At 64.6% G+C, this 11,080-nt stretch carries 14 protein-coding genes and 2 pseudogenes; 11 read left to right on the top strand and 5 right to left on the bottom strand.

Annotated elements, in window-relative coordinates; all coding sequences use genetic code 11:
* Together EN781_RS13645 and EN781_RS13650 are read left to right on the top strand one after the other, a co-directional pair.
* Positions 1 to 525, top strand: a pseudogene (locus EN781_RS13645) (KamA family radical SAM protein); the annotation flags it as partial.
* A gap of 142 nt (positions 526 to 667) precedes the next feature.
* The gene (locus tag EN781_RS13650; RefSeq protein WP_126055429.1) at positions 668 to 1,360 is read left to right on the top strand and encodes a BA14K family protein; all 693 of its coding nucleotides are present in this window, start codon (positions 668 to 670) and stop codon (positions 1,358 to 1,360) included.
* Between the two features lie 73 nt (positions 1,361 to 1,433).
* On the opposite strand, the gene EN781_RS13655 is transcribed toward EN781_RS13650, so the two are convergent.
* From EN781_RS13655 to EN781_RS13665, 3 genes are all read right to left on the bottom strand, one after another.
* Positions 1,434 to 1,886, bottom strand: coding sequence for a hypothetical protein (locus EN781_RS13655; RefSeq protein WP_126055428.1), 453 nt, complete (start codon positions 1,884 to 1,886; stop codon positions 1,434 to 1,436).
* 123 nt (positions 1,887 to 2,009) lie between these two features.
* Positions 2,010 to 2,132 (bottom strand): alpha-hydroxy-acid oxidizing protein, encoded by a 123-nt coding sequence (locus tag EN781_RS35260; protein WP_281033564.1) that lies wholly within the window; start codon positions 2,130 to 2,132, stop codon positions 2,010 to 2,012.
* Between the two features lie 87 nt (positions 2,133 to 2,219).
* Positions 2,220 to 3,611, bottom strand: coding sequence for an FAD-binding oxidoreductase (locus tag EN781_RS13665; protein ID WP_189347556.1), 1,392 nt, complete (start codon positions 3,609 to 3,611; stop codon positions 2,220 to 2,222).
* Between the two features lie 150 nt (positions 3,612 to 3,761).
* Between EN781_RS13665 and EN781_RS13670 the strand changes: the two genes are divergently transcribed.
* The 3 genes from EN781_RS13670 to EN781_RS13680 all read left to right on the top strand — a co-directional run bounded on the left by EN781_RS13670 (position 3,762) and on the right by EN781_RS13680 (position 5,003).
* Positions 3,762 to 4,085, top strand: coding sequence for a DUF2934 domain-containing protein (locus tag EN781_RS13670; RefSeq protein ID WP_126055426.1), 324 nt, complete (start codon positions 3,762 to 3,764; stop codon positions 4,083 to 4,085).
* A gap of 436 nt (positions 4,086 to 4,521) precedes the next feature.
* Positions 4,522 to 4,806: a PRC-barrel domain containing protein gene (locus tag EN781_RS13675; protein WP_126055425.1), complete on the top strand. Its 285-nt coding sequence runs from the start codon at positions 4,522 to 4,524 to the stop codon at positions 4,804 to 4,806.
* Positions 4,807 to 4,853: 47 nt separating this feature from the next.
* Positions 4,854 to 5,003, top strand: a complete 150-nt coding sequence (locus EN781_RS13680; protein ID WP_126055424.1) for a hypothetical protein — start codon at positions 4,854 to 4,856, stop codon at positions 5,001 to 5,003.
* Between the two features lie 136 nt (positions 5,004 to 5,139).
* Here EN781_RS13680 and EN781_RS13685 read toward each other — a convergent pair whose 3' ends face one another.
* Entirely contained in the window at positions 5,140 to 5,685 is a 546-nt protein-coding gene (locus EN781_RS13685; protein WP_127400057.1) for a group 1 truncated hemoglobin, read from the bottom strand.
* Positions 5,686 to 5,982: 297 nt separating this feature from the next.
* Between EN781_RS13685 and EN781_RS13690 the strand changes: the two genes are divergently transcribed.
* Positions 5,983 to 6,408, top strand: coding sequence for a globin family protein (locus tag EN781_RS13690; protein ID WP_126055423.1), 426 nt, complete (start codon positions 5,983 to 5,985; stop codon positions 6,406 to 6,408).
* Positions 6,409 to 7,190: 782 nt separating this feature from the next.
* Positions 7,191 to 7,652, top strand: a complete 462-nt coding sequence (locus tag EN781_RS13695) for a phasin (protein WP_126055422.1) — start codon at positions 7,191 to 7,193, stop codon at positions 7,650 to 7,652.
* Between the two features lie 58 nt (positions 7,653 to 7,710).
* Here EN781_RS13695 and EN781_RS13700 read toward each other — a convergent pair whose 3' ends face one another.
* Positions 7,711 to 8,166 (bottom strand): hypothetical protein, encoded by a 456-nt coding sequence (locus EN781_RS13700; RefSeq protein WP_126055421.1) that lies wholly within the window; start codon positions 8,164 to 8,166, stop codon positions 7,711 to 7,713.
* Positions 8,167 to 8,443: 277 nt separating this feature from the next.
* On the opposite strand from EN781_RS13700, the gene minC reads away from it, so the two are divergent.
* From minC to EN781_RS13720, 4 genes and pseudogenes are all read left to right on the top strand, one after another.
* Positions 8,444 to 9,202, top strand: a complete 759-nt coding sequence (minC, locus tag EN781_RS13705) for a septum site-determining protein MinC (RefSeq protein WP_126055420.1) — start codon at positions 8,444 to 8,446, stop codon at positions 9,200 to 9,202.
* A 103-nt stretch (positions 9,203 to 9,305) separates the two neighbouring features.
* Positions 9,306 to 10,121, top strand: coding sequence for a septum site-determining protein MinD (gene minD / locus EN781_RS13710; protein WP_126055419.1), 816 nt, complete (start codon positions 9,306 to 9,308; stop codon positions 10,119 to 10,121).
* Positions 10,118 to 10,390, top strand: coding sequence for a cell division topological specificity factor MinE (minE, locus tag EN781_RS13715; protein ID WP_126055418.1), 273 nt, complete (start codon positions 10,118 to 10,120; stop codon positions 10,388 to 10,390). The genes minD and minE overlap by 4 nt, the downstream gene beginning before the upstream one ends.
* Positions 10,391 to 10,717: 327 nt before the next feature.
* Positions 10,718 to 11,080: pseudogene (locus EN781_RS13720) on the top strand (hypothetical protein); the annotation flags it as partial.

The following is an 11,080-nucleotide window of genomic DNA, read 5'->3' on the forward strand; positions in this document are numbered from 1 at the left end:
CGCATCCACACCCGCGTGCCCGTCGCGCTGCCCTCGCGCATCACATCAGAGCTGGTCGCCGCCCTGCGGGGTCGGCTGATGGTGACGGTGGTCACCCACTTCAACCATGCGCGGGAGATCACCGACGCCACCGAAGCGGCCTGCCGCACCTTGAGGCAGGCGGGCTTCGTGCTGCTCAACCAGAGCGTTTTGCTGAAAGGCGTCAACGACAGTGTCGAGGTGCTGGAGGAACTCTGCCGGGAGCTGATGTACCGGCTTGGCGTGAAGCCCTATTACCTCCACCATGGCGACCTGGCACGCGGCATGGCGCACCGCCGCACCACGATCGCGGAAGGCCAGGCGCTGGTGAGCGCGCTGCGCCAGCGCCTCTCGGGCATCTGCAATCCCACCTATGTCATCGACCTGCCGGAAGGCGGCGGCAAGGTACCGCTGGCATCGTGCGCGATCGAGGGCCGGGACGGGGAGGCGTGGCGCATCCGCGGGCAGGATGGCATGGTCAGGGCCTATCGGGAGGTTGTGGGGTAGCCAACCTTCGAGGGCTTGGTTCCCGTCATCTCCCAAGCCAGGTTACGGCCGCCCGCCTTGCGGCGAGGGCCCCCTTCGCGTCTCGTTGGAACCAGCCACACGGCTCCGCATTTCTATCAGCGGGGGCTAAAGGGAGCGTGGCGTGAAAGCTCTGTTGGGAATTCTGGGCGGCTTCGGTCTGACGCTGACGGTTTTCGCCAGCGGACTGGCCTTCGCCACCTGGCTGCTGGCCGCCAAGCCGGTCGGCACGGTCTCCCCGAGCCAAAGCGTGGCCGAGCTCTGGACCAGGAACGCCGAGCCGGTGGGCGCGGCCAAGCAGGCTCTCGAGCGTGTTGCCGCCCGTCCGGTTCCGGCCGATCCCAAGCCTGCCGATGCCGCGAAACCCGAGATCGGGCCCGAGGTGACCGCCTCGATCGAGCCGCAGGCTGGCGACGGGCAGGGCGAGGCGTTGGCCGCCGGCGAGGATAGCGCGCAGGCCGCGGAACTGCCGGCCGCCCATCTCGAATGGTGCGCGAGCCGCTACCGCTCCTATCGTCCTGACGACAACAGTTACAGGTCCTACAGCGGCGAGCAGCGGCGCTGCATCTCGCCCTATCTCGATGCGGGCGGCGCCGATGAGGGCTACGTCAAGGTGCGGGACAGCTCGGTGGAGGCCGCCTCGATTTATGGCAGCACCTATCAGGGCTGGCCGGACGAGGAAGCGTGGGGCGAGGGCGCCTCAGGCGGGGTTTCCGCCGACCATGTCGACTATTGCTTCAGCCGCTATCGCTCCTACCGGCCGGAAGACAACAGCTACCAGCCCTATGACGGCGGCCCGCGCCGGCAGTGCGAGTAGCCAGTGAGCCCACTGCCTGATCGACCGAGACAGTGATCTGCACCCGTCGACGCAACCCGTTGCAAACATTCGGCTATGAAAGTGCAGTCCAAACCACACTCTCAAGATCGGGAGAGTAGCGGGCGATGATAGCCTCCTGATCATTTTCCTGCGTGAGAATTACCTGCTTCTCAATAGCGTCACCGAGCAATCGCATAAAACCTTCAAGCTGCTCTACCTCGGGTATTCCGCTGACTTGCCTTGGATCGAAGTCGAACTCAATTTCGACGGTGCTGAAGAAGTGACATGCAAGCTGGATTGGCCCGACGTAAAAAGACAGTAAGCTGGCTGTTTCGCTTTCCAGGGCCGCTTCGACCCCCAATAGCATCGACTCGATGTTGCCGGAGACACTGAAATTAGCAGGCGGGCTCCATTCGCGGAGGATGTCCCAGACGCGCTGCCAATCCGCCTCAGACGTGTTCAGAACGTAGATGTCTCGCCATGATCCGTCCCAGGCGAAATCCGATGCTACCTGTTCCCACTTCATGCATGAACCACTCTCGATGACCGCGGTTCTAGCATGGCACACGCCATGAGTGCTTTCCACAAATCCCAAGTCCGCTTTCCACCTATCCGGCCATTCCGCATTGTGAGTTCACGGCCCAAGTGTTTAGTCCAGCACCTTCGCGTCGATCTCCTCGATGCTCCGCGTCCCGGTCAGCGCCATGGTGGCGGATAGCTCCTTGCGCAGGATCTTGATGGCGGTCGCGCCGCCGGCGCCGAGGCCATAGATTCAGGCCCGTCCGACCAGACAGCCACGGGCGCCGAGCGCCAGCGACCCCAGATAGTCGCTCTCCCCCACTTTCGTGGGGGTGCAGCCTCACTCCCCCGCGATTATCTTCCCCGGATTCATCACATTAGCCGGATCGATCATCCCCTTGATCGCCCTCGCCAGCGCCTGCTTGACCGGATCGGCGTGGCGCTCATAGGCGTCGCGCTTGTCGAGGCCGACGCCGTGCTCGGCCGAGAACGAGCCGCCGCTTGCCTGCAGGCCCTCATAGAGCACGTCCTCGATCGCCTCGTGCAGCGCGTCCGAAACCGGCCCGTCGGTGTTGATCGAGATGTGCAGGTTACCGTCGGCGAGATGACCGAACACATAAGGCGCGTAAGTCGCGTCGATGCGCTTCAGCCCGGTTTCGATGCGCTGGACATAGGCATCGAGCGCGCCGGCCGGCACCGAGACGTCGAAGGACGGCGGCAGATGGTGCATCCGCTCGATCATCTCGGTCTCCTCGCGCAGCCGCCAGATCGCCCCGGCCTGCGAGACCGAACTGGCGACCAGCCCGTCGATGATGCCGGCTTCCTCCCAGATCGCCGCTAGGCCATCCTCCAATGCCTCTCGCGCGGCCTCGACGCTGTCGGCGCCAAGCTCGAGCACCAGCAGGCAAGGGGCATCGAGCGGCAACTGGCCGGGCGCGAAGCCGAGCATCCGGTTCATGGCGGCGGCGAAACGCTGCCACAGGATTTCGGCGGCGTTGAGCCGTGTCTGGGTACGCTCCAGGAAATGCCGCACGATGCGCTGCGCGCTGGCCGCGTCCGGCACGCCGACCAGTGCCGTGGCGCTGGCGCCCGTCACCGGATCGAGCCGCAAGGCGACGCGGGTGACGATGCCAAGCGTGCCCTCGGCGCCGATGAACAGGTGCTTCAGATCGTAGCCGGCGCTGGTCTTCAGCACCCGCGTCAGGTCGGAAAACACGTTGCCGTCGGGCAGCACCGCCTCGAGGCCGAGCACGCGATGGCGCATCGTGCCGTTGCGGAAAGCCATGATGCCGCCGGCATTGGTGGAAACCATGCCGCCTATGGTGCAGGAGCCGCGCGCGGCAAGGTCGATGCCGGGATCGAGCGCATGCGCGGCCGCCGCCTCCTGCAGCACCGAGAGCGGCGTGCCGGCCCCGACGATCGCCGTGCGCGCGAACGGGTCGATCTCTTCCACCCTGTTCAGGGCGCCGAGATCGCAGATGACCTGGCCGGCCACGGTCGCGGCGGCCCCTGTCAGCCCGGTACGCCCACCCTGGGCGACGAGGCTCAAACCCCGTGCCGCGCAGAATTTCACCAGCGCCGCCACGCCCTCCGTGTCGGCTGGCCGCACCAGCGCCGAAGCGCCGAAATTGCGCTGGTCGAAGCCCGGATCGCGACTGGCGAGCTCGGCCTTGTCCCACACCACGGCGTTGGGGCAGGCGGCGCGCAGGTCGGCGATGAGGGTTTCACTCACGAGTGGCTCCATTCATGGGCGAGCCCTCCTATAGAGGAAGCGGAGGCTTCGAGTCACGCAGGGGAACTCTCCCGCATCGATCGTGCAGATTCCAGGGATCGTTCGGCCGCGTGCGGCGTTTGAGCAAAAGCTGAAATGGAGAAACCGACAATGGGTGATGATCGGCTGGAGAAGATCAGGCAGCGTGCCTATGAGATCTGGGAACGCGAGGGACGTTTGTTCGGCAATCACGACCGGCACTGGAGCCAGGCCGAGGCGGAAATCGACCGCGAGGCGGCCTTGCCGCTTACGGCCGATGACGCCCTGCCGGAAACCAGCAGGATCGCCAGCACCGACATACTGACGGTCGAGGAGCTGGCCATGCGCACCGGCATAACGGGCGACGAGGCGCAGGAGCTGATCGACAGGCTGGGCAGCGACCGCGCCGCGATCGAGGCCGCCGCCCGCAGCCTCAAGGCGAGACGGCGGCTCTGAAAGCAATTTAAGGAAAAGTGCGCGGCGGCTTTCCGTCCGCAATTGCGTAAAAAACAAATAGGTTTCGGACTCAATCGAGCCGGGAACAGGGCGGCGTCGCTGCGCGTTGATCTCTGTAAGGAGATCAAAAATGTCGATGCCGAAAACGTCTGTCCACAAGCAAGACTATCGGACGAATCGGGCCGACTACCTGATCGCCAAGACGCCGACCCCCAATGCGGAGCCGAAACCGAAAAAGAGGTCGTCGCGGCTTGGTGACCAGCGCTCGGCCCGGCTCTCGGAGAGCCCTTCAGAGACAGTGGCGAAACCGCAACCGCGCCGCTAGCAGGCGTGGCACGGCGGGCTGCCGTGGTCCGCGCTGCCCAGGTCGTCTGTTCTGTCGGAACCCTTGGTGCCTTCGCAGGTTCATCCTTCATAACCCGAAGGAGACCACCCCATGGACCACACCAACCACGTACGGCTCACCGACGCCGAGCTGACCCCGGCCATCCTCGAAGGCGCGACCATCTACGGTCCTGACGACGAGAAGATCGGCTCCGTCGACCACATGCACGGCAGCCAGGTCGTCATCGACGTCGGCGGCTTCCTGGGCATCGGCGCCAAGCCCGTCGCCGTTCCCGCCACCCAGCTCGATTTCATGCGCGACGAGGACGGCGACGTCCACGCCGTCACGTTCTGGACGAAGGACCAGCTCGAGGACATGCCCGAGCACCAGGACTGAAAGAGGGGCCCGGCACAGCCGGGCCTTTCCGCTTCGGGAGAGACACAATGATCCGAAAACTCAAATCAGGAAAATACCGGCTCTATTCGCGCAAGAAGGACGAAGCGACCGGCAAGCGCCGCAACCTCGGCACCTTCGACACCCGCGAAGCCGCCGAGAAGCACGAGCGCGAGGTGCAGTATTTCAAGCGGCATTGAGCGGGCAAGATCGGGCCGGCCCGTCAGCCTCGATACGCAAGGCGGGGGCCAGCCGCGATCTCCGGCAACGAGGGTCGGTGCGCGACGCCTCTGCGGGTCATCGGTGGCAACCTTTGGGCGTCACCCTGGCGGGGCTTCAGCCCTGCTTGTCGTAGCCGGCGGTAACCTCGCCCTTGTGCGCGGCGAAGGCTTCAAGCACCTCGGTCTTCTCTGCCTTCGGAACCTTGAAGTGGTCGAGCGTCCGCCCGAGCTCGGCCGCGACCTCGTCGAACTCCGCCGGCGAGATCCGCAAGTCGCGATGGGCTTCCTCGAGGCCGAGCGGCGTCGCGCCGGGCTTGGTGGCCACGAACTTGAGCGGGCCGCCGGAAACGTCGCAGACCCACAGCGTGCGCATGAATTTGAGGCCGGGCAGCCGTTCAAGGTTCTTGGTGTGCCATTTCCGCAGCTGCGCATTCTTGGATTTCTTGCCGACGATCGGGTTCTTCACGATGGCGTCGCTGAAGTGATCGACCACGGCCGCGATGGCGAACACGCCCCCCAGCCGCTCATACAGGCTCTTCCCGGGCTTGGCTTGCTCCTGCGCCAGCGCGCCATTGGTGGCCATCATGGCTGTCGAAGCGGCGGCCGCCGCCAGCGCGACGACGCTTCGTCTTGTGAGAGAGGTCGAAACAGCGGTTTTCATCTCTGGGTTCCTTGGTGTTAAGCCAGAGCAAGCCGCGGCCTGTCCTGGCGGCGACAATGATTTGATTTTCGGATATGTCCACTTCGCCTAATCCGGCATGGTCCGCGGCATTAACGAGCGCCGCGCCCGACTTGTTCCGTTCAGGCGCGGGCGGCGCGGCTGGCGCGTGAAACGGTTCGCCGAATACAACCTGATACCGGAACGAGACATCGCCGAAACACGCCGCCACGAGCGGCGACATGCCTGGGAAACGTCCTGGTAGGAAAGTCGCCGCCTACCAACCATTGGAGCGCGCGTATGACACCCGATCAGATCAGACTCGTTCAGGACAGCTTTCGCGAGGTCGTGCCGATCCGCGCGGCCGCCGCCGCCATATTTTATGAACGCCTGTTCGCCATCGACGGCGATCTTCGGGCGCTGTTCCCGGAAAGGGATATGACCCAGCAGGGCGCCAAGCTGATGGCGGCCCTCGGCTTCGTCGTGCATGGGCTGGACCGCGCCGAGACCATCCTGCCCACCGTGCGCGACCTCGCCAAGCGCCACGTCGGCTACGGCGTCGAGGAGCACCACTACCCGATCGTCGGCCAGGCCCTGATCGAGACGCTCGCCGCCGGCCTCGGCGAGGCCTTCACGCCGCCGGTGCGTGAAGCCTGGGAAGCAGCCTACGGCCTGCTCGCGAGTGTGATGATCGCGGCCGCGCGCGAGGTGCAGATCGCAGCGTGAGGGGACGGGATGGTCGAAGGCGACCAGAACCGTCTTACACCATTCCTTGACAGCTAAGGGGGCGCAAGGGATGGAAGATGGCCGACGCCACATTGGGCGGGGGGCGTTGGGGCATATGGCGCCGGCCAGGCGAACCGGGGTCCGCCACGCAATCCAAGCTAGCAGAGTTCTATTCGCGGCGTATGGCGTGATCGCGTAGGGGATATCTCCCCGAGGAGGGACATATTTTCTGGAAACGCGCCGGCGAGGCCTAAGGCCCCGGCGGCCGAAAAACCCAGCGGCCGGAAGGCGCATGGGCTCGGGGTTCGACCGCCGGGGTCTGACCTGCAAACGGGGTAGGTTTGCCGGCTGGAAAGATTGTAGGCCGCCCATGCATCACCGCTAAGTTGATAAAATGGCTGTGTTGCGGTTCCTGCCGTCCTCCAATCGGATGAGGCCCAGGTCGAATCCAGTCATGAACGATCGATGCCGGGGAGGCGCTTTGGCCACCCGTCGAGTGGCTTGCCCCAGGCGCCCCGGGATCCGATCCGCGGCCCAGCTCGGTCGATTGCCGTGCTCTTGATCAAGAGCTGTCGGCCACACGCTCGGCCATGGCCAACGCCTGCTGGTTCTAGAATTTCCGTCAGGCTGGGCAGTGCCGCTCCGCAACGGATGGCATCCAGCGCAACGCCAGGCTCTGCCCACTTACGCAAATTCATCCGGGTTTCATAAATCCGTTGCGGCGGTTTCGTACGAAGGGGACGGCTCGATTTTGAGGCCGCCCCTGGAAAAGGATGGAAAAAATGTCCAAGCTCCCCGGCAAGACCGAAACCATCGAAAACGTCGAATCCTCCACCTTCGACCCGTCCAAGGCTGTCGAGCAGGTCCGCGCTGCCGCCGAACCCAGCGTCGAACAGTCGAAGGAAGTCCTTTCCAAATTGAGTTCGGGCGCCGAAACGACTCAAAAGGCCCTCGAGTCGACCCTTGAAATGGCCAAGACCACCAGCAACGAGGTGTCCCTGCAGGCGATTGCCGCACTGCGTGCCAATGCCGACGCCTACTTCACGCACCTTGAAGCACTGGCTACCGTGAAGTCGCTGTCTGAATTCGTCGAGCTGCAGACCGCTTTCCTGCGCAAACAGATGGAAAAGTCCGTCGAGCAGGCCAAGGACTTTCAGGCCGTGACCATGAAAGCGGCCGAGGACGTATCCAAGCCGATCAAAGATGCCTTTGAGAAGGCCCTGAAGGAACGCAAGGCTGCCTGATTGCCTGAGGCAACCCGGGCCGGCGCCTCGCGCCGGCTCGGCGCCTGGCAGCCAGGGACTAATTCGTCCAGATCGAGCATCCAACCTTTCGGCCGGTGGCGGGGTCGCGGACGATTTTCGCGGCAATGCGGTGAAGGCCAACACGGTTGGATTTGACTTCCTTGCTGGCGAGGTAGGTCGGATCGCCGACTTCCCAATGATAGCGTGTGTTTGCCGGAGCCCGCTGCCAGGTGAACTTCGAGGCGTAAGCAACCTGACCGGGAACGGTGCGGTCGAAGCGGCAGTCGATGGTCGCCGGCATCAGCCCCTTCGCTGCCATCGCATTGACGACCGCGTCGGCATTGGCCGCTGTCAACCATGCGTCTATGCCGCTGGTCTGGAATGTGTCTCTGCTGCTCGTCCGGTAGGTCATGCATCCTGCAAGGGATGCCAGCAACAGCGCGCCAATCGTTGCGCTTGCTCTGCCTGGCCACTTGCTGCCTGCCCGCCTGCTGCCTGCCTGATTGATGCGCATGCCCCGTCTCCTTCCAAAAGGGTGGATCAGCCGGGCCAGACTGTGCCCGGTGCGGCATACCTGCGTATATTAGGAACTTCACATGCTGCAGTCGTTCATCGGGGGCGCGTCAAAGCCTCGGTTGCCACCCAAGCGCCTCTCAGAGTGGAACGGTGCCTGTGGCCACCCCGCCACAACAGTTAGCCAAGTCAGCTCTTAACACTCCTCACCCTCAAAATTAACCATTCGTTAACCATTCGGCTCCTAGCGTTTACCTATCAGTAAGGAATCGCTTCCCGTGACCTTCGCAGCCCCTGTCGAGACCAAATCCATCCGTTTTCGCGCCCGTTCTTTCGTCGCTTTCACGCTCACCCCCGAAGCGCCTCTGGATGTCTGGCTGGAGAGCCTCGACCGCTGGATAGGCAACTCGCCGGGCTATTTTACCGGGCGGCCGGTGGTGCTCGATCTGAACACTTTGAAGCCCGATATCGCGGCCATCGATTCGCTGGTCGGCGTGCTTGGCCAGCGCGGCATCCGCGTCTATGCCATCGAGATGGACGGCGGCGCCGAGCTTGGCTCGCACCTGCCGCCGAAGCTGATCGGCGCCAAGGAGGCGACCTCCGACGGCCTGCTCTTGCATCCCGGCCGCAAGAAGGGCGAAGAGGGCAAGGCCGAGGAGCAAAGAGCCGAGGACGGCAAGGTGCCGGCGAAGCCCGCGCTGCCGGGCGGCGACACGCTGATGGTACGCACGCCGATCCGTTCCGGCCAGTCGATCTTCCATGCGCATGGCGATGTCATCGTGCTCGGCTCGGTCGCGTCCGGCTCGGAGATCGTCGCCGCCGGCTCCATCCATGTCTATGGCACGCTGCGCGGCCGCGCTTCGGCCGGCGCGCTCGGCAACATTGCGGCCCGCGTCTTCTGCCGCAGGAACGAGGCCGAGCTGATCTCGGTCGACGGCTGGTACACCACCGCCGAGGAGATGGAGAAGGTTTCGCGCGGCAAGGCGGTGCAGGCCTTCCTCGAAAACGACGTGCTGTGCGTGGTGCCGCTGGGGTGAGCGGCGCGAGCGTAAGCCTGGGACCGGTTTCGCGTGCGATGGTCCTGCAACACCGTGCCTGGCACGGCCAACCGAAAGAACAATCGCCAAACGGAGGCATTTCATGGGCAAGGTAGTGGTGGTCACCTCGGGCAAGGGGGGCGTCGGCAAGACGACGTCGACGGCGGCGTTGGGCGCTGCGGTTGCCAAGACCGGCAAGAAGGTGGCGCTGGTCGACTTCGATGTGGGCTTGCGCAACCTCGACCTGATCATGGGCGCCGAGCGGCGCGTCGTGTTCGACCTGGTCAACGTCATCCAGGGCACGGCAAAGCTCTCGCAGGCGCTGATCCGCGACAAGCGGGTGGAGACACTGTTCCTGCTGCCGGCCTCGCAGACGCGCGACAAGGATGCGCTGACCGAGGAGGGCGTCGGCGAGGTGATCGAGCGGCTGCGCTCGGTGTTCGACTATGTCTTCTGCGACAGCCCGGCCGGTATCGAGCGCGGCGCCCAGCTCGCCATGCGTTTCGCCGACGAGGCGGTCATCGTCACCAATCCGGAAGTCAGCTCGGTGCGCGATTCCGATCGCATCATCGGTCTGCTCGACGCCCGCACCATGAAGGCCGAGCAGGGTGATCAGATCGCCAAGCACGTGCTGGTCACGCGCTATGACGCAGCGCGCGCCGCGCGCGGCGAAATGCTTTCCATCAACGACGTGCTGGAGATCCTCTCCACGCCGCTGCTCGGCATCATCCCCGAGAGCCAGGATGTGCTGAGGGCCTCGAACCTCGGCTCGCCGGTGACGCTCACCGACCCGCTGAACACCGCCGCCAAGGCCTATATCGACGCGGCAAGGCGGCTGGAGGGCGAGGACCTGCCGGTGGTGGTGCCCTTCGAGCGCAAGGGCTTTCTCGACCGTCTGCTCGGAAGGAGGGCGGCATGAACATTTTCGACCTCTTCAAGCGGCGCAACAGCGCGCCGGTCGCGCGCGAGCGGCTGCAGCTGCTGCTCGCCTATGAGCGCCAGAGCCGCGGCCAGCCCGATCTCGTCTCTGTCCTGCGCGAGGAGATCATGGCGGTCATTGCCAGGCACGTGCAGATCGACCAGGACTACCTCCAGGTCTCGATGGAGCGCGGCAAGACCATGTCGACGCTGGAAATCGACATCCAGATCCCCAACAAGAGCGCCACGCCGCTGGCGCTGGCGGGGTAGGGTACCAGCATTTGAGTTCCTCGCCCCCGCCAGAGGCGGGGGAGAGGTGGCCGCGCAGCGGCCGGTGAGGGAGCCTGCAACGCTGGCGTTCCCTCTGATCGATTTCAAGGGCCGGCGCGCCGCTCCCTCTCGGCTTCGCCGAGCCACCTTCCCCACTCGGCCATCGTCAATCGCGGATTTGAGCGCAACGCGAAAGCGGATGCGGCGGGAATCTCGCTAGGCGCTAGTCCTATCGGGGGACTTCCCTTGCGGAAGCGGCGGATGTAGAAGGGAACATTAGCAATTCGTTAAGTATCAAGACTGTGTGTGTGTAGAAGGTGTTCGGTCATGAACTTCAAGAAGCTGATCAAGCGTGCCGATGAGGTGGACAGAGCTTTCGAGGAGCTCCAGACGGATTTGGCGGAAGCATTCGATGCCTGTCTCGATGAAGAGCTGCCATTGGAGGACGCCAGCGCCGGGGATGCCGATCCCACGGAGGAAGGCGACGGCCCACGGCCCGAGGCCGATGCGGACAGTCCCGAACACCCGCCACGGCTGACCCCGCACACGCAGACCCGGCTTGCCGCGCTCGGCGCCCTCGACGGCCTGTTCCGCGACGCGCAGGGGCATCTGGAGGAGATCTCCGGCAAGCTCTCCGAGGTCGCCACCTCGCACCATCTGACGCGCGAATTCCTCGGCATACTGCACGGC

The sequence above is a fragment of the Mesorhizobium sp. M4A.F.Ca.ET.090.04.2.1 genome (assembly GCF_003999085.1).
Lineage (GTDB): Bacteria > Pseudomonadota > Alphaproteobacteria > Rhizobiales > Rhizobiaceae > Mesorhizobium.

Excerpts from the sequence above, each read along its gene's own strand:
- EN781_RS13695 (WP_126055422.1), top strand. The coding sequence starts at position 7,191 with ATGTCCAAGCTCCCCGGCAAGACCGAAACCATCGAAAACGTCGAATCC.
- minD (WP_126055419.1), top strand. The coding sequence starts at position 9,306 with ATGGGCAAGGTAGTGGTGGTCACCTCGGGCAAGGGGGGCGTCGGCAAG.
- EN781_RS13690 (WP_126055423.1), top strand. The coding sequence starts at position 5,983 with ATGACACCCGATCAGATCAGACTCGTTCAGGACAGCTTTCGCGAGGTC.
- EN781_RS13700 (WP_126055421.1), bottom strand. The coding sequence starts at position 8,166 with ATGCGCATCAATCAGGCAGGCAGCAGGCGGGCAGGCAGCAAGTGGCCA.
- EN781_RS13675 (WP_126055425.1), top strand. The coding sequence starts at position 4,522 with ATGGACCACACCAACCACGTACGGCTCACCGACGCCGAGCTGACCCCG.
- minE (WP_126055418.1), top strand. The coding sequence starts at position 10,118 with ATGAACATTTTCGACCTCTTCAAGCGGCGCAACAGCGCGCCGGTCGCG.
- EN781_RS13655 (WP_126055428.1), bottom strand. The coding sequence starts at position 1,886 with ATGAAGTGGGAACAGGTAGCATCGGATTTCGCCTGGGACGGATCATGG.
- EN781_RS13685 (WP_127400057.1), bottom strand. The coding sequence starts at position 5,685 with ATGAAAACCGCTGTTTCGACCTCTCTCACAAGACGAAGCGTCGTCGCG.
- EN781_RS13670 (WP_126055426.1), top strand. The coding sequence starts at position 3,762 with ATGGGTGATGATCGGCTGGAGAAGATCAGGCAGCGTGCCTATGAGATC.
- EN781_RS13680 (WP_126055424.1), top strand. The coding sequence starts at position 4,854 with ATGATCCGAAAACTCAAATCAGGAAAATACCGGCTCTATTCGCGCAAG.